The following is a 19,030-nucleotide window of genomic DNA, read 5'->3' as shown; positions in this document are numbered from 1 at the left end:
TGAATTCATCGTCCTCAGCCGCATTCCAGCCTCTTAGTTTTGTCAGTCAAGCAGCCATTCGCTGCCAGTCATACTCATACTTTATGAGCCAAGTTCGGATTCTGCTTACTGGCAGGCTATTTCAAAAAAATACATTAAGGAAGCGGGAAAAAGCTGGGGAATAACTGTGCCTAATTCTCAGAAACTCTCAGAAGAATCTATTCCTCAGCTACGCGAATTGGCGTTTTCTAATGAGGAACTAAAGAGGCTTGGCTCTGAACAAGATATTAAGTGTATTCAACTAAAAACCCTCTTGAGCCAAGCCAACTGGGTAGGAGCAGATTATGAAACCTATAGATTGATGCTTCAAATGGTTGATCGGGAGGTTGGGCAGTGGATCCAAATCGAGGAATTAAAGAATTTTCCCTGTGCAGATCTACGTGCAATTGATTACTTATGGACAAGCTATAGTGGAGAGCGATTTGGTTTTAGTGTTCAAAGAAAAATCTATCTAGATTGTGGAGGAAAACTAGACTACAGGCATGATTCTGGGTCCTGGAATCGTTTCTTGGACTGTGTGGGTTGGCAAAAAGAGAAAATGGAGCAATACAGTCGTGAAATATCTAAGGACTGGATTCCTGAAGGTCACTTTCCCCGTGGCGACAATTATCGAGAGAGTATAGGAGGATATACGGACTACGGGGGGTGGGTTGCTGGCGGCTGGCTGTTATTATCGCATCTTGCAGAGTGTAACCTAAAGTAGGTATTTCCTTCGAGGATTCTATAATAAATCTGGTAGTCCAAACCTGATGGCTTGGTGCAAAATACCGTTGCGATTACCTAGCATTTTTGCGCCAAGTTGAGGGCACCTCGAAAAATTCAGATCCTCTTGAGAATAGCTACGAGAAAACTAGGGTTTCAGGCTCCTGAAATTCTCAATAAGGCAATTAATCGAGGTGCCCGTATAAGGGTGACCGCATAAGATTTTATGTCTCAATTCAACAATCAAGTGTATCGCCCTGAAACAATACGATATCCATGAAAGCGATTATAAGCAGCCTCTCTAGAAGCAACTTTGTGCCTAAAAATTTTAGGAACAAATGCCACTGCATGCATAACTTGATTGCTCTGCTTCCATCGCTCGTAGTTTTCTGCTACGGGCCCTGAAAGCGCCTGACACCATTGCTCAGCGATGTTGTCTACCGAAAACTCCTGGGCACGTCGAAAACCATTTAAGACCATCTTCTGGTATGTCTCAGGCTGAGCTTTCAGTTTTTGAATTGCCTCTAATACAGCTTCAGGTGTTTTCACCTCAATGTAGTCCAGCTCCGATTGCCTGAGGTCACGAAAAGCGGGTTCAGGTCCAAGTAGAGCAGGCACTCCTGCGATCCAAGCATTCACCAACTTACTTGCTGGTTTCCCCAAAGCATCTTTCTCGGTTAAATCACGGACTGCTAAAACCAAATCATTAGTGCTGTAATCATGCCACATGACAGGACCATTCTCAGGACTGCCATTAATAACGAGTTTTACCCCAAGATTCTCTAGTTCTCGCTGAAATTCTGAAGAGCAAAAGGGTGCATACAGATTGATTTCGTAACCATTAAATACAACATTTTCGATGGTACTACCTCGCTCCTTTAGCCTTGGTATCAAGCCCGGTTGAGGCCAATGGGGAATGAATATGTCGGCTGCTGATTCCACGTTGGCTCTGTTTTGCACTATTGCCATATCACAAAGCACAGGCTTAGAGCCATCACCACGACAACCAACCATAAAGGAATTAAAAGTCAGATCTCGGATACCCAGATCAGGAGAACTAACAACACAAATTTCTCCGGGAATAAAGCGATCAGAAATAAATACATTGAGATTTCTGCGCTTTAAGTGCAAATAGGTGAGAACGACCCAACAGTCTTCAAGAGTTTGAATACGAGTACATAAGGTGTTGGGGTCAGGGATTGAGGATTCAGGAGAACGAAACAGATCAGACCATTTCTCGGAATACTTAACCACAAAATTCACTGGATACGGGAGAGTAGAAAAATTCATATGCAGCCCTTGCACTTGTTGATGCTGTTAATGTAGCAATCCCAAGCCATTTGTGAAAGTTCAAGGAGGCATGGGAAGTACGGTTTACCATTACTTTTGCGCTCGACATACTTTCGCGCTTGACAGGTCGATGGCACGTGGGAACACATCAAACATAAGCTGCATGGATGAGTACGGGCGAACGAAAACCGAGAGATTTCTCCCAGCGCTGCCATCGGTGTTGTTGAATGACGAGATGAATCTGGCAGGGACGGAATCATCCCAGAACTTGGAGATAGTGAAATAGGTCGCTGCTGAATCGAACTATGAAACGCTTCTAAAAGCCTTATGGCTCTGTCCGAGGTTTAGCGAAATCATGGCGTTACTCGACAACGCTGAAGAACCTCCAGGCCGCAAATCAAAGCACGGATTGAAGGTTTCAGGCTGCGATTCAACTTCTATTCTTCATCTGAGGCCTGGCCGTCGCGTCGCCCCAGTTCGTACACTGCCGCGCCAATGACGGACAAAATGCCCGTGCTGATTGACCAACTGCGTCCCAAGCTCACGTCGCTCAGATAGTTCAGTCCCGCACCAGCAATCACGAAGGGAATCACGCTGAGCAGCGAGGCGTAGAAGCTGTTTTGGGCTTCGCGGGCAGCGCGGGTGCGCTCAAACTCGGCTTGGGAGGTGTAGAGCGATCGCTCTGCAAAATTCAGCCAGCGGCTAATCTGCTCCATCACCCAGTCGCTGACAGGCGAAAAGCCGAGGTATAGCGCCAGCGCCCACAGCCCCACGCCCGCAACGGTGGTCGGGTCAATCGCCAGTCGGAACGGCAGCAGTTCGCTCAGCATGGAGAATTCTGGGGAGAGGGGCCAGTACATTAACAAGTATGAATGATTGTAAACTCCTGTGCAATTTTGCGGACTCCTAACTGAAGAATTTCATTGGAGAATTTCTTCTAACTTTTGCTGTTCCCAGAGCGTCTGATATAGACCTGGCTGCGATAGGAGTTCGGCGTGGTGTCCTGATTGCACAATGCGCCCGCTGTCCATGACCAGAATGCGATCGCTCAGGGCCGCGGCCGAGAGCTGGTGCGTGATGAACAGCACTGTCTTGCGCTGAGTTCCTTCTCGCAGGTTGGTGAGGATTTCCGTCGCGGTTTGGTTGTCCACGCTGGAGAGCGCATCGTCCAAAATCAGCACGGGCGCATCGATCAGCAGGGCGCGGGCTAAGGCTGTGCGCTGTCGCTGTCCGCCAGAGAGCGTGATGCCGCGTTCGCCGACGATGGTTTTGTATTGCTGCGGAAAATTGAGAATTTCCGGGTGAATTTGCGACTGCTTGGCGGAGGCTTCCACCTCGTCTTGCTCGGCTTTGGGGTCGCCATAGCGAATATTGTTTTTAATCGTCGTGCTGAACAGGAAGCTCTCTTGGGGCACGTAGGCGATCGCCCCCCGCAGATCGCGCAGGTGAATTTGCGTAATGTCGTAGCCATCGAGATACACCTGTCCTGGCGCAATATCCAGCAGGCGCGGCAGGGCGTTTGCCAGCGTGGACTTGCCAGAGCCGATGGGGCCGACGATTGCCACCGTTTCACCCGGCCGAATCTTGAAGCTCACCCCATCCAGCGCAGGCTGGGTCGCGCCCGGATAGGTAAAGCTGAGGTGGTCGGCACACAGCCAACCCTGCACCTCCGACCGGGGCAGATGAATCGCGTCGGGCGCATCGTCGATTTTGGGCTGCTCCGCCAGAATGTATTCCACCCGGTCGATGCTGACCTCGCCGCGCTGATAGGCCGTGATTGTGAAGCCCAGCAGCGCCGTGGGAAACACCAGCCGCTCGACATACAGCAGCATCGCCAGAAAATCGCCAATGCTGATGCGCCCGCTGGCGATTTCGCCCGCCCCCAGCGCCAGCAGCACCAAGAGGCTAATACTCGCCAAGCCGCCCAGCAGGGGAAACAGCGTCGTGCGGGTGCGGGCCAGGGCCAGGTTTGCCTTCAGCAAGTTTTGGTTGCGCTCGGCAAAGGCCTGTCGCTCGTTTTCTTCTTGGGCATAGATTTTGATCAGCGCAATGCCGCTGATGTCTTCTTGAATCAGATCGCTGAGGTCAGAGGTGCGCTGTTGCACTGCAAGCTGCTGGTTTCGCAGGCGATCGCTAAACAGATGCACCAGGAAAAACATCAGCGGGTAAATGGCGATCGCCACCACTGTCAGCCGCACGTCAATGCTCAGCATCACAGGCAGCGTCAGCGCGTAGGCAAAGATCGTATTCACCAAGCTCAGCACGGCAAACCCCAGCAGCCGCCGAATATTGTCTACGTCACTAGTGGCGCGGCTGATTAAATCGCCTACCGTATTTTCGGCAAAGTAGGCCGGCTCCATCGTCAGCAGATGGCTAAAAATCTGCTGCTTCAGGTCAAATTCCACCAGCCGCCCCACGCCAAACAGCCAGATGCGCGACAAAATCCGCATTCCCCACATCACCGATGCCAGGGCAAAAATCCATCCCGCGTAGAACGTCACCCGGCCAAAGCTGAAGGTCTGCTGAAGCTCGTCAATGCCCGACCTCAGCAGCAGCGGAATGTAGACCCCGATGCCATTCACTAGGAGCAGCGCCAGAATACCGCCTGCGGCCAGTCGCCAGTGGGGGCGGAGGTATTGGCGCAGTTTTTGGAAACGAGAGATGGCCATGTTGGGGGGGAGGGAGGGGTCGATTTTGGATTTTGGATTTTGGGATTTTGGATTGCTAGTCAAGCGTCTGCAAGGCTTCCAGCAGTTTCCTTCGTATACAAGAATTAATTGGTATGAGGATGAGGTGCGTAGCTTCTACCTTCAACTCTTTTTTGGCTCGAAACTCTCTGCCCTCCGCCAGCGTCCCTATGGTCATTGCCCAATTGTAATTGCCGGGTGGGGGCATCGGCGCGATCGCCCTGTGGGATTGAAATCCTTGGAATGGGGGCGACAGGCATCAGTCAGGGATCTACGCTAGGCTAGCGAAATAGGTCTGGAACGCATTGGCACGCATGGGTAAGGGAGCGTATGAAGCGCGGATCGATTGGAATTTGGATTGGGCTGGCGATCGCCGCTGTGGGCATTGGCATGGCAGCGACGAATCCGGGGGAAGCGGCCTACGATGAGTACGCCACCGCTCGTCTATCCGAGTATTTGAATCGGGAAGTATGTCCCGATGCGCCCGATGTGTTGGGCATCGACCTAGAAGACCTTTGTGCGGATCTGGTAGAGGACAACCAGGACGATTTGCGGGAAATCATTTCCGACAACACGCAGCGCTCTAACTACGGGGTGCTGAGCCTGTATCAAACGAACCTATCTGCCCATCGGCTGCTGCCTGCGGAGATTCGCTCTTTTTTGCCGCCGCAACTGCTGCCGGCCTATCGCTTCAAGACGGTGGGGATTTTGGGGAATTTCGTGACCTACGAAGCCAAGAAGCAATAACGGCGATTCCCACAGGGATCGCTTCGCGAATTGCACTCAGCCCCAGCAGCAGCCCCAGCAGCCAGTCACCCCAGCGGACATAGAGTGTTTTGGTCTGGCGGCGATAGATGGGGGCAGCGTAGGTTTCTAGCGTTTGATAGCCCGATAGCCAGACCGTTTCCCCGTGCGGGTTGACGATGCCAGACAGGCCCGTGTTGGTGACGCGCACAGCCCAGCGATCGCCCTCAATCGCCCGCATCACGTCTTGGGCGTGGTGTTGCAGCATCATGCGGCGGGGGTAGGGATCGTTGTTGGAGGCAGTCAGGATAAACTCGCCGCCCGCCGCCGCCTGCTGCCGAAATAAATAGCTAAAGGCAGATTCATAGCAAATGGCGGCGATCGCCCGTCCCACTGGTGTATCAAACCGCTGCTCGAAGTGCCCTGGATGCATCGAATCCTCGATGAGCGACAGCCGCCCCACCACGCGCCCCAGCACCGCCTCAAAGGGAATGTATTCGCCCAGGGGCACTAGCTTCACTTTGTCGTAGTGTCCGGCAATCTCGCCATTGGGAGCGAGTGCAAACAGGCTTTGAGTCATGCGGCGTTCCTGCCAGCCCACCGTGCCGACAATCGCCGGAACGCCCCGCGCCAGCACCGCCTGGTAGAGGGGATGCCGCGCCTGCTGCGCCGTGCCCACCCACACCCAGGGAAACGCCCCCTCCGGCATCACCACCAGATCTACGCCTGCATCCGCCAGGGTGTGGTAGCCCTGCGTGTAGCGTTCTAGCGCCAGCCGCTCGCCCTCTTCAAATAGCTTGATCCGCGTTGGCACGTTGCCCTGCACTAGCCCCACCGTCAGCATTTGGTCGGGCCGATCTGCCAGCGGTTGTCGCAGCAGCATCCAGCCGCCCAGATGCGTCGCCGCCAGCAGCGCCAGCGCCAGCGCCAGATATCGACCTGCCCTTGCTCGGAAACCTGGGACAGGCCGATTCCCGTAGGGATCGCTTCGCGAATCGCGCTCCGGTGCTGCCGACACCTGCTGCGGACGATTGCGCCACGCCAGAAAGCTTTCTGCCAGCAGCCCGTTCACCGCCACGATCGCCGCCGTCACCGCCGTCGGGCCAGACAGTTGCCCCAGATGCAAAATTGGCAGGTTGTGTGGGCTTTGGGTCAGCGCCAGGGAAGTCCAGTAGAGCGGGCTATGGCTCCAGAGGGTTTCGGTGGCGCACCAGAGGGCCGTTCCGGTCAGAATCCGAGGGAGCGGGCGGATGGGCGGGTGGGCGGATTGGAGGGTCGGGCGAAACAAGCGAGTGGCAAGGGAAAAACCCAGACTCCAGGTGAAGGGAATGGCTGCGCCCCAGAGGGTAATGAACACCCAGGCGAAAAGGGCGATCGCCACACTGCCCAGCCAGGGAATCCCCATCCAGGTCAGCGGGTGCAAATCCACAATCCAGGAGAGGGCGAGGCCGTGGTAGCCCATGCCCCAGAGGATTGGGAGCAACACGCGATTCGCGAAGCGATCTCTACGGGAGTCGCCCCATTCAACCGTCCCCCCTAGCAGGGGAAACTGAGAAGGATCGGGTGTAGAAGCGCGATCGCCTCCCCTCATCATCACCCACAGCGGAGCCAGCGCCACCCAGGCCAGCCACCAGGCGTTCACAGGTGCAACCGTGCAGCCCATCGCCAGACCGCCGAGCAGGGCGACTAGCCCCCGGATGCGGTGGGAGCGATCCTCGGCGATCGGCTGGCGATTGTTGCCAAACAGCTTCAAAAGGGTCGGCATGGGCAAAAACAGGCAAGATTCAGCCAATCGGCTTCCCCAGAGGGGGAATTTCTGAAACGCTTTGCGTAATCTTCATTCAGATTTTCGATTACTTTATCAAGACCATCGGTGTATCCTGCATCTGCGATTTTGACGAAGGAGTTTTCCCTGTGAATGCTGATTTAGAACTTAACCAACTGACGTTGACGGGTGCCATTAGTCTGCTGACCTATCTACAATACGCCCAATTTCAGCAGCAAGCGCTGGAAGCTGGGGCGATCGCCGCCACGCTGTGTAATATGCTGAGCCAGCTCAACCAGCAGTATCCGGGTCTCGCGGCTGGCTACGGCTGGCAAGAAATTAGCACACCTGCCCTTCACTCCCCTGCAATGGATCAGCCCGCCAGAACAATTGCTCATTCGCAGGCTGCCTAGGGTTGCTGGATGTGGGGCTATGTGGCAGATACTCCGGCAGATCATGCACAGCCGCATCGCCCCAGGCTGCCCAGATCAAGGTTGCAAACCTGGGTTTAAGATGATTGGGTTCAAGACGGTTACGCCCGGCCGTTGATATGCTCTAAGGTCTGAGAGGAAAATCTCAGCTTTTCTCTGGATTCCGCATTTGGGACGAGCAGCAATGGTCAGCAGAGCAATTTGGCAAGATGTTTCAGTATCAGCGGCGATCGCCGGATTTGTGACTGTATTGGTGGGATTCACCAGTTCGGCGGCCATCGTGTTTCAGGCGGCCCAGGCGCTAGAAGCCACGCCCGCCGAAATTGGCTCCTGGATGGGGGCGCTGGGGCTGGGCATGGGCATCACCAGCATCGGGCTGTCGCTGCGCTATCGTGCGCCCGTGGCTACGGCCTGGTCTACGCCAGGGGCGGCCATGTTGATCACCACAGCGGCCGGAGTTCCGATGGCAGAGGCGATTGGTGCATTCTTGTTGTCAGCCGTGCTGTTGACGATTGCGGGCTTCAGCGGCTGGTTTGAGCGGATGATCGATCGCATTCCCGTTCCAATTGCATCGGCCATGCTGGCAGGCGTGCTGTTTCGCTTTGGGCTAGATTTGTTCGTTGCGATGAAAACTCAGTTCGCAATAACGTTCGCCATGTTTTGCACATATCTGATCTTTCGGCGTGTCTTGCCGCGTTATGCAGTGGTGGCGGCGCTTGTGCTGGGAATGGCGATCGCCGCTGTTCAGGGATTGCTCCAGCTAGATGGCATCCGGCTAGAATTTGCTCAGCTTATTTTCACGTCGCCCCAGTTCACCTGGCAGTCTTTTATCGGCGTGGCGCTACCGCTGTTTGTAGTGACGATGGCTTCCCAAAACGTGCCAGGAATCGCCATCATGCGGGCTTCGGGCTATCATACGCCGATTTCGCCGCTGATTGGCTGGACAGGCGCAGCAACACTGGTGCTGGCTCCGTTTGGCGGCTATACACTCTGCCTGGCGGCGATTACGGCGGCCATCTGCATGGGGCGCGAGGCGCACGAAGATCCCAGTCGCCGCTATATGGCAGCGGTATTTGCTGGGTTATTTTATCTGCTGGTGGGGCTGTTTGGCGCGACGGTGGGTTCGGTGTTTGCAGCGTTTCCAACGGAGCTGGTGCTGGCGATCGCCGGACTGGCGCTATTGGGCACCATCGGCAACGGACTGGCCACAGCGCTGAGCCACGAAGCCGATCGCGAACCCGCGCTGATTACGTTTTTGGTTACGGTGTCGGGGGTGGCGCTGCTGGGCATTGGCTCTGCATTTTGGGGACTGGTGGCGGGGGCGCTGGCGATCGCCATTCGACAGCTTTCGCGCCAACTTTTCAAAGTTCCTTAAATCCGCTGCCCGGTCTGCCAACAGCCTCTATAGTCTCATCAGGAGAATTAATCAAGGCAGCTCAAATAGACATGACGAACCCCCTCCACACGCTGGCAGTAGACATCGGCGGCAGCGGCATCAAAGTAATGGTGCTAGACGAAGCAGGAAACCCGATAACGGAGCGCGATCGCATTCCCACCCCCGACCCTGCCAAACCAGAGCCGATGATTCAAGGCATCCTCGGTCTGGCCAGTGGCAAAACCTTTGACCGAGTTTCTGTCGGCTTTCCAGGCGTGGTGCGAAACGGCATCACCGAAACGGCCGCCAATCTCCACCCCGACTGGATTGGAGTGGATCTGGCAACGATACTGATTGACAAGCTGCAAGTGCCCGTGCGCGTGATCAACGATGCCGATATGCAGGGTTTGGGGGCGATCGCCGGCACAGGCGTAGAAATGGTGATCACGCTGGGCACGGGCGTTGGCTCGGCCATGTTTCTCAATGGGCGACTCGTGCCCAATCTGGAACTGGGACACCACGAGTTTCGCAAGGGGCAGACCTACGAACAGCAGTTGGGCCGTGCTGCCTTCGACGAGGGCGGCAAGAAAAAGTGGAACGAACGGCTAGAAAAGGCGATCGCCCAATGGCAGCGCGTGTTTAACTACGACTATCTCTACCTCGGCGGCGGCAACGCCAAGGAAATTAACTTCACGCTGCCTCCCCGTGCCAAGGCCGTGCCCAATATTGCAGGACTATTAGGCGGCATCGCCCTCTGGCGCGATTAGAATCTGCAAGTTGCAAAGGGGTCACAACGTGCAGGATTGCCAAGGCTCATAAGCAAAGTCAGGTGCTACAAGCGCCTCTACTGGGCTTGCTTGTTAAGCAGTACTTTGCCTTGTGCGATGTACGGGGCAATCTCTCGGCGAATGACATTGCTCATTGTGGTGCTATTCGCCATGCACCAGGCATCAAATGCCGCCTTCTCATCCGGCTCAATAGCAACCTGGATTACTTCGTTTTTCTTGCGCTCTAGCTTCCTTCTGGGCATGAATGCTGTGTTAACTCATATCCAGGGTATATCTGTGAAAATATCCCTATAAAATCCGTGCGTGTACTGAACTATCGGTTTACGACTTGAGCCGTTTCTAAGGAATACAGGGAAAAATTACAGAAAATTTTTTTTCAGACAGCCTTACGAATTCACCTTAATTCGCTCTGCGCCGTCTGCCTTGGTTTCGGGGTCAAAGGTTGAAGTTTGGGAATCATCCACCACAGGCAAGGTGATTTCGACGGTCGTGCCTTTGTCCAGTCCCTCACTGTAGAGGTCAATCGTGCCGCCCATCCGCTCCACCAGGTTGCGCGAGATCGCCAGCCCTAGCCCCGTCCCTTCAAACTTGCGGGTGGTGGAGCCGTCCGCCATCACAAACGGGCGAAACAGCTTGTCCTGCTGTTCCGGGTCTACGCCAATGCCCGTGTCTTTGACTGAAACCACAATCCAGTCTTGGGGTCGGGTGTTGGGGTTTGTCAAATCTCCGCCGTCTCCGTTGAGGGCAACCCCGTCGCTGACTAGCTTGCTAAACTCGGACTTTTGGTGGCGGCGAATGTCGATCGTAATGCTGCCTTCGTCGGTAAATTTCACGGCGTTGGATACGACGTTCAGCAGCACTTGCTTCAGCCGCGCCGGATCGGCCCGCACCAAAATTTGCTCATCGAGATCAGGAGCCGTCAGCCGTAGTTGCTTCTGCTGAATTTCGACGGCTTGCAGTTCCAGCACTTCTTTCAAGATTTGCCGCAAATCGACCACTTCTAGAAAAAGCCGCAGTTTGCCCTGCTCGATGCCGCGAATGTCGAGCAGGTCATTGATGATTTTGAGCAGGTGAATCGCTGCCTTATCGGCCTGCTCCAGCAGCTCCAGTTCCTCCTCACGAGTATCGCAGTAGCCGTCTTGCACCAGCCGAATGCAGCCGATAATGGCGTTGAGCGGCGTTCGCAGTTCGTGGGAGGTCGTTGCCAAAAACTCGCTCTTGAGCTGGTTGGCGGCTTCGGCCTCTTGCCAGGCCGACTCTAGCTCGTTGGCACGATCTTCCAAGCGGCTGACCATGCTGTTTAGTACGTCTGCCAGTTGGTTTAGCTCGCGCACCTGAAAGTTTTTGGGCATTCGAGCTTTGACATCGCGCCGATCCAGATGGCGGGCATATTTGCCGAGCTTTTCGATGGGTAGGGAAATGTCGCGAGCTATGTAGAGCATAGCCAGCATGTGCGCCGTCAGCAGCCCGCCCGTCAGCAGCGCCAGGATTTGGCTGATGGACTTTAGCCCCTCCAGCGCATAGTCGAGCCGGGTAACGGCCAGCACCGTCCAGATGCGTTTTTCAGTCGGGCTGATGTTGACTTCAATGGGTGTAAAGCCTGCCAGCCATTCGGTGCTGTCGCCCGAAAAGTTGAACAGGTGACGCACTGCGCCATCGCCCCTGGCGGTATTTTCCAGGATGTTTTCAAAGCGATCGCGATCGCCCTCTTCGGCAATATTGCGCCCCACCTTTTCAGGAAACGGGTGCGATAGGAACGTCCCGTCCTGGTCGATCACCGTCGTATAGCCTAGCAGCGACCAGGGTTTTGCCACCTCAATCTGTCGCAGCACCGTTTGCACCGTCAGCCCATAGCGCGGTCGGCCGTCGCTCGTGTAGACGGGCGTGCTGATGACCAGATCAAGCTGGCTATTCAGCGGGTCTTGGCGCACGCGCTGTCGTGGCTGGGTGTCCAAGACGGATTCCTGGAATGGATTAGCAGCACTAGGATCGGGCTGGTAGCGCCAGGGGTGGCCATCGAGCGACTTGATTGGGGCGTTGCCGCAGGTACTTGCCACGACTTGGTAGGTATACAGATCTGTCAACTGCAAACATTGGGCACCCGGAAGCTGAGGTAGCAATTCTTCTAAAAAAAGCTGGCTTTGAGCCATATCCCCAGATCGCAGGCTTTCGGTCTGGCTGGCGATCGCCAGACTGGTTTGCAGCGAGTGGATGCTGCTGCGAATCAGGCTGCCTTTGCGAATCGCGCTCTCGGTCAGGTTTTGCCGCGCTGTTTCGAGGAGGCTGGTGCGGGCCTTGCGAAACGTCACTGCCACCCCCAACAGCAAGATGGGAATGCTAAGCAGCAAGATTCGCATCAGCAGCAAGCGGCGGAAGGAGGGCTGACCACCAGGCATAGCGATTCCCGACCTAAAGGGCATACTCCACTTTAAAACACTAATATTTGATTACTTCCGACCAAGCCACAGATTTGTTTAGACCGAGCAAACTTTTTGAAGTCTTCATAAAGTTGGGAAGCTTTAACGGAAATCCTCGGAGGCGCGATTGACCCTCATCTGCTGTCCTCCATCTACTGCCCTCATCTATTGTCCCAGCTTGCCAAACGCTGAAAAGCTCATTTGCAGGGTTCGCAGGGTTGACAGCCTGATTTTCTAATTTCTCAGATTTTTAGAACGCTCTTTCATGATTTTAGGCAACCGGCCAGAACTACCGCCACGCTCGTCTGTCTCGTCTTGCACACGGCCGTCCATCACGGTTGTCCTGGCGATGAGCTTGGATGGCAAGATTGCGGACGTAGGGCGATCGCCCGCCCGGTTTGGCTCTGCCCGCGATAAAGCCCATCTGGAAGCCCGCCTGGCTGAGGCAGACGGCTTTTTGTTTGGCGCAACGACGCTGCGAGCCTACGGTACAACGCTGCCCATCACCCATCCTGACCTGCTCCAACGGCGACAGGCAGAGGGGCGATCGCCCCAGCCCGTCCATATCGTCTGCTCTCGCACTGCCGAGTTCGAGGCGCATCTCAAGTTCTTCAAGCAGCCCGTGCCCCGCTGGCTGCTGACCACTGCTGCTGGGGCCGACCGCTGGCGGGCGAGGTCTGAATTTGCCCAGGTGTTTGCCCTGCCAGAAACCCCGACCGGGCTGGATTGGGCGATCGCCCTGCCGCTGCTGTTCCAGTTGGGCATTCACCGTCTGGTGTTGGGCGGTGGGGGCGAACTGGTGGCCGCGCTGCTTGCTGCCGATGCAATAGACGACCTCTGGATTACCGTCTGTCCGCTGCTGTTGGGCGGCCGCACCGCCCCGACCCCCGTCGGCGGCCCCGGCTGGCTAGAAACTGCCGCCCCCCGCCTGCAACTGCTCTCTGTGCAGGCGATCGCCCAAGAAGTTTTTCTGCACTATCGCCTGCATCGAGCGAAAGATTGATCTACGTTGTAAAGAGATGTTTCGTATCGGCATGGCGGGCGCTGGCGTGATCAAGCGCTAGAAATGAAACCCGCCCTCCGTCCCCCCGCTCTGAACGCCCCAAATCCCAAATCCAAAAATCCAAAATCCAAAATGCCCGAACAGACTCGCCCCCGCCTCACTGTGAACTGGATTCAGGCGATCGCCGAAGTGCCCCAGGCTGCTTGGGACGAACTGGCACTGCCGCTCAAAACGCCGTTTTTGGAATGGGACTGGCTGCACAACCTGGAAAGCTCTGGCAGCGCCACGGCCAAGGCGGGCTGGCTGCCCAATCACCTCACCCTCTGGCGCGAGCGCACGCTAATTGCCGCCGCGCCGATGTATCTCAAGGGCCACAGCTACGGCGAGTTTGTCTTTGACCACCAGTGGGCAGAACTAGCACAACGGCTGCGAATCGCCTACTATCCCAAGCTTTTGGGCATGTCGCCCTTTACCCCAGCGGAGGGCTACCGCTTTCTCATCGCCCCCGGAGAAGACGAAGCGGAACTGACGGCGCTGATGGTGGGGGCGATCGACCAGTTTTGCATCAGCAACAATATTTCGGGCTGCCACTTTCTCTATGCTGACCCGACCTGGCGACCGATGATCGAGCCGCACGGCTTTCGGCCCTGGCTGCACCACAGCTATATCTGGCAAAACCACGGCTTCCAAACCTTCGACGACTATCTCGGCAGCTTCAACGCCAACCAGCGCCGCAACATCAAGCGCGAGCGCAAAGCCGTCGCCGCAGCAGGGCTGACGATGCGGGTTCACACCGGAGATGAAATCCCCAAGGCTTTATACAGCCTGATGTATCGCTTCTACAGCGACACCTGCGACAAGTTTGGCTGGTGGGGCAGTAAGTATCTGACGCGGCAATTTTTTGAGCAGCTTCATCCCACCTATCGCCACCGCACGGTGATGGTTGCGGCCTATGCCGAGCAAGACCCGCAGCACCCCGTTGGCATGTCGCTTTGCTTTACCAAAGGGGATCAGCTATACGGGCGCTATTGGGGGTCGCTGCAAGAGATTGAGAACCTGCACTTCGACACCTGCTACTATACGCCGATCGAATGGGCGATCGCCCACAACATCCAGACCTTCGACCCCGGCGCAGGCGGCCGCCACAAAAAGCGTCGCGGCTTCCCCGCCACGCCAAACCACTCCCTGCACCGCTTCTATGAACCGCGCCTGTCGCAAATCCTGAACCACTATATCCAAGAGGTCAATGAGCTAGAGCAGCAGGAGATTGAAGCAATCAATGCCGATTTACCCTTTCGGCAGTCTGGGGGAATGACGGAGTAACGGAGCGTTGGAGCAAGAGGGGGTCAAGCAGTGACCCATGCATTGCCGAATCAGCCTCTCTCTTTTCTCTCTTCTCTCTTTTATTTTCTCTCTTCGTTTTTTCCTATGCGCCTCCTTGCCCTTCTGCTCACCTGCCTCCTATTGCTCACGGGCTGCCAGCCTGCGGCGGCGACGGATGGCGTGGTGCATCTGACGCTGTGGCATGGGGTGAATCCGCCCGCCAATCGGGATGTGTTGCAGCGATTGGTGGAGCGGTTTAACGAAGCGCATCCGCAGATTCAGGTAGAGGCGCTGTATGTGGGACAGGGCGACCAGCAAATTCCCAAGATTCTGGCGGCGGTCGTGGGCGATGCAGCCCCAGATATGCTGTGGTATGCGCCGATGATTACGGGGCAACTGGTGGAGTTGGATGCGCTGCGATCGCTCGATGACTGGCTTTCCGCCTCCCCTGTCGCCGCCGAGATTGACCCAGCGCTGCGCGAGTCAATGCAGTGGGAGGGGCGAACCTGGTCGATTCCCTTTGGCACCAACAACGTCGGCGTGTTTTATCGACCGAGCCTGTTTGCGGCAGCGGGCATTCACGATTTGCCCCAGACTTGGGATGCGTTTCGCCAGGTGGCAAAGGCGCTGACGATTCCCGAAAAAAATCAGCACGGCCTCTTGCTGCCGCTGGGCAAGGGCGAGTGGACGGTGTTTATGTGGCTGCCGTTTCTCTGGGGCGGCGGTGGAGAAATTGTGGCAGAACGGGGGGCAGTGCAGGTGGCCTCGCCGGGGGCGATCGCCGCGTTGCAGTTGTGGCAAGACCTGGTAAACGATGGCTCCGCGATTCTTTCGCAGCCAGAGCGGGGCTATGAGCTAGACGCATTTCTGGCAGGCAGGGTGGCCATGCAGCTCACTGGGCCGTGGACCCTGGGGCAGCTTCGACAGGTGGGTGCAGAGTTTGGCGTGATGCCGATCCCGGCCGGCCTGCGGCCCGCCACCAGCACGGGCGGCGAAAATCTGTTTTTCTTCCACTCTACCCCGACGCGCGAGCAGGCTGCGCTGGTCTTTGGCGAATATGTGCTGAGTGAGGCGTTTCAAACCAAGTGGGCGATCGCCACTGGATACCTGCCCGTCAACCTGCGATCGCGCCAGAGCCAGGACTATCAGACCTTCCTTGCCCAACAGCCCGCTGTGCAAGTGTTTTTAGATCAAACGCAATACGGGCGATCGCGCCCTACTGTTCCCGGCTATAACCGCATTTCCGATGCGCTGGGCCGGGCCGTAGAATCTGTCTTGCTGAACCAGAATACGCCCACAGCGGCCATCGACGCAGCCCAGCGACGACTGGATCAGGTGTTTGGGCGGGCAGAGTGAGGGCGCAATCGGGTTGGTTCAGCGCCTCATGGCTCCAGCGCCGTTTGGCATCTATTGCGCCAGTGCCCTCTGGCAAAAGTCCAGAGCGATCGCCCGGTCACTCGTCACCTGGGGATAGGTCAGCGCAGGTCGCGCCAGGGTGACAAGTTTAATGCCGAGGTCGGCGGCAACCTGGCGCTTGATGTCTTCGCCGCCAGGACTGCCAGACGCTTTGGCCACCACGAGGGAAATTTGCCACTGTTGCCAGAGCGCCTTTTCTAAGGCCGCAGAAATAGGCGGGCGCAGCGCAATCAGCCGATCCGGGGTAAACCCAGCGGCGATCGCCCCTGCCAGCGCTTCGTGTGACGGCAAAATGCGGGCGAACAAGGTGGCACGATCTTGCCACGGCTGAAACAGCGGCAAATAGCGATAGCCAATGGTCAACAAGACCCGCTCGTTGATCAGTAAATGGCTCTCCAGCAGGGCTTCAACATTGGGAAAGACCCATTCCCCCGGCGCAACGCCTTCCACGGGCGATCGCTCGAAGCGCAGGTAGGGCAGGTGCAGGTCAGCAGCAGTGGCGATCGCCAGTTCCGACACCGCCGCCGCAAACGGGTGAGACGCATCCAGAATGGCGCGAACTGAGTACGTCTGCAAAAACTCGCCCACCGTTTCTGGGGTCAGCTTGCCGACCCACACACGACAGCGTTCGGTGTCTGGATAGAGCCGCCGCGCCGCCGCTGTCGTCACCGTCACCACGCAGCACATCCCCTGGGTAACCAGATCTCGCGCCAGCATTGCGCTTTCCTGCGTGCCGCCGATGAGCCAGAGCATCGTTCTAACTCTCTCTTGAACTGCACTTGAACTGCACTCGAACTGCACTTGAACTGCAAAAAAGAGCCAGATGGGAACCTGACTCTTTCGCAGTTATTCAGCGACGGGTATTTGCAGCTTAGTGCAGTTGCAAATGCTTGGTGTTGTCGCCCATGTGGATGGTATCTACGAAGCGGGCGGTTTTGGACTGGGTGGAGATGACAAGACTTTGAGTCCGTGCGCCACCCTTGAAGAAGCGCACGCCTTCCATCAGCGTGCCGGAGGTGATGCCGCAAGCAGCAAACAGCACGGTGTTGCCCGATGCCAGTTCTTCACACTCATACACCCGATCGGGATCGGTGATGTTCATTTCCTTGAGGCGGGCAATGTTTTCCTCTAGGGTCTTGTTGGCCCACTCTTTGGTCATGACCACGGCGGGATCTGCAACGAGCTGCCCCTGGAAGTGTCCGCCCAGCGCCCGCATCGCCGCCGCAGAAATCACGCCTTCGGGCGCAGCGCCAATGCCCATCAGCGCGTGGATATTTGTCCCTGAAAAGGCGCAGGAGATGGCGGCCGATACGTCGCCATCGGTGATCAGGCGGACACGCGCTCCGGCTTCGCGGATTTCTTTAATCAGCGCATCGTGGCGATCGCGCTTCATCACCACCACCACGAGTTCGTCGATGGCCCGATCCAGACATTCTGCCAAGATCTTTAGGTTTTCAGTCGGAGACTTGCGGATATCGACTTTGCCTTTGGCGGCAGGAGGCGCAGCCAGCTTGTTCATATAAAAGTCGGGCGCGTTGAACAGGCCACCCTTTTCGGAAATCGCCAGCACTGCCATCGAACCGGGCTGACCATAGGCGCAGAGGTTGGTGCCCTCACAGGGGTCCACGGCGATGTCGATTTCCAACAGTTCGTCGGGGTTACAGAAGGCCGCCGCATCTTCTCGGGTGCAGATGCCCACTTCTTCGCCGATGTAGAGCATAGGCGCTTCGTCGCGCTCCCCTTCACCAATCACGATCCGTCCGCGCATGTGGATTTTGTTCATCCGTTCGCGCATGGCTTCTACAGCGACCCGGTCGGCTTCGTTCTTATCCCCTTTGCCCATCAACCGAGCAGAGGCGATCGCCGCTTGCTCTACCACTTCGATAATCTCCAAACCGAGTGTACTTTCCACCGGATACCCTCCAAACTGCTTGATTTTTCGTCGTTTGAGCGACGTGTACCTCTTGTCAAAAGTGTATCAGACAAGGGGATCGGGATTTAGGGATCAGATTTTAGGGATCAGGTGACCCTGCAAATCCACCCACCCGATGCGCCTAAACTAGAAGGGCAGAACAATGCAGGTGGAACCCATTTCTATGAGTAGCGCGATCGCCTGGACTCCTGAAGCCGAAGCCCGTTTGAAAGAAATTCCCTTTTTTGTGCGTCCGGCCGCTCGCAAGAAGATCGAGAAATTTGCTGAAGAGGCCGGCATGACGCAGATCACCGAAGAGGTCTACGAACAGGCCAAAGCAAAGTTTGGCTCGAAGTAGCGTCTTGAAGGTGCAACATCGTCTGAACTCGGCCTGAACTTGCGGAGATCTGCAAGTTTCAGTTTTGGTAACTCCACGACTCCGAAGCAAGCGGGAACTTAAGGTAGCAGTATTGAGTTTCTGTGAGGGTTTCGGGATGAAAACTTGGCCATTGACGGTTGGTGTTGTGGGCCTGTGTATGGCGATCGCCAGCGCCGCGATCGCCGCTCCACCCAACCGCTTATCCATTGCTCAAAACGGGTCGGCTCCGACCCAGCCAGTCAGCCAGAGCGGAACTCCTCTGGTCACGGTTCGCCGCGAGGGTGGCTTCTGCTATCCACCCGGCTGCTTTTCAGAAGTCACCATTTACCAGGATGGCAGCTATCGCTATGCCAACAGCGTCGGCGATCGCGCCACCGGACGCATCCGCCGAGGAACCCTGCAACAACTGCGATCGCGCATTGCCCGCGCCGATTTTGACCAGATCCGCAGCGAGGCAAATGTCCGCAATCCAATCCCAAACCTCTGCCTGCTGGCTGCCGATGGGCCAGAAGCCGTCTATCGGTTTTATCCAAACGGGCAGACCGAAGAGATTCGCGGCTGCGAAACCGACATCGACCGCAGCAGCCGTCTATTTCAGCAGCTTGAACGGCTCTATGAGCGCGTCTCTGAGCAGGCCGCCCAGGCAGCCCAGAATCAGAGACGGGGCGATCGCGCTCTTTAAGGTCTTGAAGGAAGGATCACGCTGAACCCTAGGGCGCGTCATCAACTAAGCTCAGAAGCCTTAAGGAATCGGCAGTA

17 protein-coding genes are annotated in these 19,030 nt (G+C 56.4%); 10 read left to right on the top strand and 7 right to left on the bottom strand.

Translation table 11 applies throughout. From position 1 onward, the window contains the following. Positions 1-61 precede the first annotated feature (61 nt). Complete coding sequence (locus IGS16_RS12510; protein ID WP_297085886.1) at positions 62-742, top strand: GUN4 domain-containing protein; 681 nt, start codon at positions 62-64, stop codon at positions 740-742. 242 nt (positions 743-984) lie between these two features. Here IGS16_RS12510 and IGS16_RS12505 read toward each other — a convergent pair whose 3' ends face one another. The 3 genes from IGS16_RS12505 to IGS16_RS12495 form a co-directional block, all read right to left on the bottom strand. Further along, positions 985-2,004, bottom strand: coding sequence for a glycosyltransferase (locus IGS16_RS12505; RefSeq protein ID WP_297085881.1), 1,020 nt, complete (start codon positions 2,002-2,004; stop codon positions 985-987). A 464-nt stretch (positions 2,005-2,468) separates the two neighbouring features. Further along, positions 2,469-2,861, bottom strand: a complete 393-nt coding sequence (locus tag IGS16_RS12500; protein WP_297085880.1) for a hypothetical protein — start codon at positions 2,859-2,861, stop codon at positions 2,469-2,471. A gap of 90 nt (positions 2,862-2,951) precedes the next feature. Continuing rightward, entirely contained in the window at positions 2,952-4,700 is a 1,749-nt protein-coding gene (locus IGS16_RS12495) for an ABC transporter ATP-binding protein (protein WP_297085878.1), read from the bottom strand. 348 nt (positions 4,701-5,048) lie between these two features. On the opposite strand from IGS16_RS12495, the gene IGS16_RS12490 reads away from it, so the two are divergent. Further along, complete coding sequence (locus IGS16_RS12490; protein ID WP_297085877.1) at positions 5,049-5,465, top strand: DUF4359 domain-containing protein; 417 nt, start codon at positions 5,049-5,051, stop codon at positions 5,463-5,465. Here IGS16_RS12490 and lnt read toward each other — a convergent pair. Continuing rightward, entirely contained in the window at positions 5,410-7,227 is a 1,818-nt protein-coding gene (lnt, locus tag IGS16_RS12485) for an apolipoprotein N-acyltransferase (RefSeq protein WP_297085876.1), read from the bottom strand. The genes IGS16_RS12490 and lnt overlap by 56 nt on opposite strands. Before the next feature lie 149 nt (positions 7,228-7,376). On the opposite strand from lnt, the gene IGS16_RS12480 reads away from it, so the two are divergent. The 3 genes from IGS16_RS12480 to IGS16_RS12470 all read left to right on the top strand — a co-directional run bounded on the left by IGS16_RS12480 (position 7,377) and on the right by IGS16_RS12470 (position 9,800). After that, on the top strand, positions 7,377-7,640 hold the full coding sequence (locus tag IGS16_RS12480; protein WP_297085874.1) for a hypothetical protein: 264 nt from the start codon (positions 7,377-7,379) through the stop codon (positions 7,638-7,640). A gap of 202 nt (positions 7,641-7,842) precedes the next feature. Continuing rightward, positions 7,843-9,033, top strand: a complete 1,191-nt coding sequence (locus IGS16_RS12475) for a benzoate/H(+) symporter BenE family transporter (protein WP_297085872.1) — start codon at positions 7,843-7,845, stop codon at positions 9,031-9,033. Positions 9,034-9,104: 71 nt separating this feature from the next. Continuing rightward, on the top strand, positions 9,105-9,800 hold the full coding sequence (locus IGS16_RS12470) for an ROK family protein (RefSeq protein WP_297085870.1): 696 nt from the start codon (positions 9,105-9,107) through the stop codon (positions 9,798-9,800). A 407-nt stretch (positions 9,801-10,207) separates the two neighbouring features. Here IGS16_RS12470 and IGS16_RS12465 read toward each other — a convergent pair whose 3' ends face one another. Then, a complete protein-coding gene (locus IGS16_RS12465) occupies positions 10,208-12,217 on the bottom strand; it encodes a sensor histidine kinase (protein WP_297085868.1) in 2,010 nt (669 codons plus the stop codon). 286 nt (positions 12,218-12,503) lie between these two features. Here IGS16_RS12465 and IGS16_RS12460 point away from each other — a divergent pair, with 286 nt between their 5' ends. The 3 genes from IGS16_RS12460 (at position 12,504) to IGS16_RS12450 (ending at position 15,920) form a co-directional block, all read left to right on the top strand. Continuing rightward, on the top strand, positions 12,504-13,241 hold the full coding sequence (locus tag IGS16_RS12460) for a RibD family protein (protein ID WP_297085866.1): 738 nt from the start codon (positions 12,504-12,506) through the stop codon (positions 13,239-13,241). Positions 13,242-13,373: 132 nt separating this feature from the next. Further along, a complete protein-coding gene (locus IGS16_RS12455) occupies positions 13,374-14,564 on the top strand; it encodes a GNAT family N-acetyltransferase (protein WP_297085864.1) in 1,191 nt (396 codons plus the stop codon). Positions 14,565-14,669: 105 nt separating this feature from the next. Further along, positions 14,670-15,920 (top strand): ABC transporter substrate-binding protein, encoded by a 1,251-nt coding sequence (locus tag IGS16_RS12450; protein ID WP_297085862.1) that lies wholly within the window; start codon positions 14,670-14,672, stop codon positions 15,918-15,920. 51 nt (positions 15,921-15,971) lie between these two features. On the opposite strand, the gene IGS16_RS12445 is transcribed toward IGS16_RS12450, so the two are convergent. Both IGS16_RS12445 and glpX read right to left on the bottom strand, forming a co-directional pair. Then, a complete protein-coding gene (locus IGS16_RS12445; RefSeq protein WP_297085860.1) occupies positions 15,972-16,733 on the bottom strand; it encodes a cobalt-precorrin-6A reductase in 762 nt (253 codons plus the stop codon). A gap of 118 nt (positions 16,734-16,851) precedes the next feature. Beyond that, positions 16,852-17,892, bottom strand: coding sequence for a class II fructose-bisphosphatase (gene glpX / locus IGS16_RS12440; RefSeq protein ID WP_068513255.1), 1,041 nt, complete (start codon positions 17,890-17,892; stop codon positions 16,852-16,854). Between the two features lie 184 nt (positions 17,893-18,076). On the opposite strand from glpX, the gene IGS16_RS12435 reads away from it, so the two are divergent. Beyond that, positions 18,077-18,250: a PCP reductase family protein gene (locus IGS16_RS12435; RefSeq protein WP_068516797.1), complete on the top strand. Its 174-nt coding sequence runs from the start codon at positions 18,077-18,079 to the stop codon at positions 18,248-18,250. Between the two features lie 136 nt (positions 18,251-18,386). Then, complete coding sequence (locus IGS16_RS12430) at positions 18,387-18,953, top strand: hypothetical protein (protein WP_297085858.1); 567 nt, start codon at positions 18,387-18,389, stop codon at positions 18,951-18,953. Positions 18,954-19,030: the final 77 nt, after the last annotated feature.

The organism is Thermoleptolyngbya sp. C42_A2020_037 (genome assembly GCF_015272455.1).
Lineage (GTDB): Bacteria > Cyanobacteriota > Cyanobacteriia > Elainellales > Elainellaceae > Thermoleptolyngbya.
Note: the sequence above shows the minus strand (reverse complement) of the source record. Positions and strands in the feature narration are given on the sequence as shown.

What these genes read in the sequence shown, in the direction of transcription:
- IGS16_RS12470 (WP_297085870.1), top strand. Translation starts at nt 9,105, where the DNA reads ATGACGAACCCCCTCCACACGCTGGCAGTAGACATCGGCGGCAGCGGC.
- IGS16_RS12500 (WP_297085880.1), bottom strand. Translation starts at nt 2,861, where the DNA reads ATGCTGAGCGAACTGCTGCCGTTCCGACTGGCGATTGACCCGACCACC.
- lnt (WP_297085876.1), bottom strand. Translation starts at nt 7,227, where the DNA reads ATGCCGACCCTTTTGAAGCTGTTTGGCAACAATCGCCAGCCGATCGCC.
- IGS16_RS12475 (WP_297085872.1), top strand. Translation starts at nt 7,843, where the DNA reads ATGGTCAGCAGAGCAATTTGGCAAGATGTTTCAGTATCAGCGGCGATC.
- IGS16_RS12465 (WP_297085868.1), bottom strand. Translation starts at nt 12,217, where the DNA reads ATGCCTGGTGGTCAGCCCTCCTTCCGCCGCTTGCTGCTGATGCGAATC.
- IGS16_RS12435 (WP_068516797.1), top strand. Translation starts at nt 18,077, where the DNA reads ATGAGTAGCGCGATCGCCTGGACTCCTGAAGCCGAAGCCCGTTTGAAA.
- IGS16_RS12495 (WP_297085878.1), bottom strand. Translation starts at nt 4,700, where the DNA reads ATGGCCATCTCTCGTTTCCAAAAACTGCGCCAATACCTCCGCCCCCAC.
- IGS16_RS12455 (WP_297085864.1), top strand. Translation starts at nt 13,374, where the DNA reads ATGCCCGAACAGACTCGCCCCCGCCTCACTGTGAACTGGATTCAGGCG.
- IGS16_RS12445 (WP_297085860.1), bottom strand. Translation starts at nt 16,733, where the DNA reads ATGCTCTGGCTCATCGGCGGCACGCAGGAAAGCGCAATGCTGGCGCGA.
- IGS16_RS12450 (WP_297085862.1), top strand. Translation starts at nt 14,670, where the DNA reads ATGCGCCTCCTTGCCCTTCTGCTCACCTGCCTCCTATTGCTCACGGGC.
- IGS16_RS12430 (WP_297085858.1), top strand. Translation starts at nt 18,387, where the DNA reads ATGAAAACTTGGCCATTGACGGTTGGTGTTGTGGGCCTGTGTATGGCG.
- IGS16_RS12490 (WP_297085877.1), top strand. Translation starts at nt 5,049, where the DNA reads ATGAAGCGCGGATCGATTGGAATTTGGATTGGGCTGGCGATCGCCGCT.
- IGS16_RS12460 (WP_297085866.1), top strand. Translation starts at nt 12,504, where the DNA reads ATGATTTTAGGCAACCGGCCAGAACTACCGCCACGCTCGTCTGTCTCG.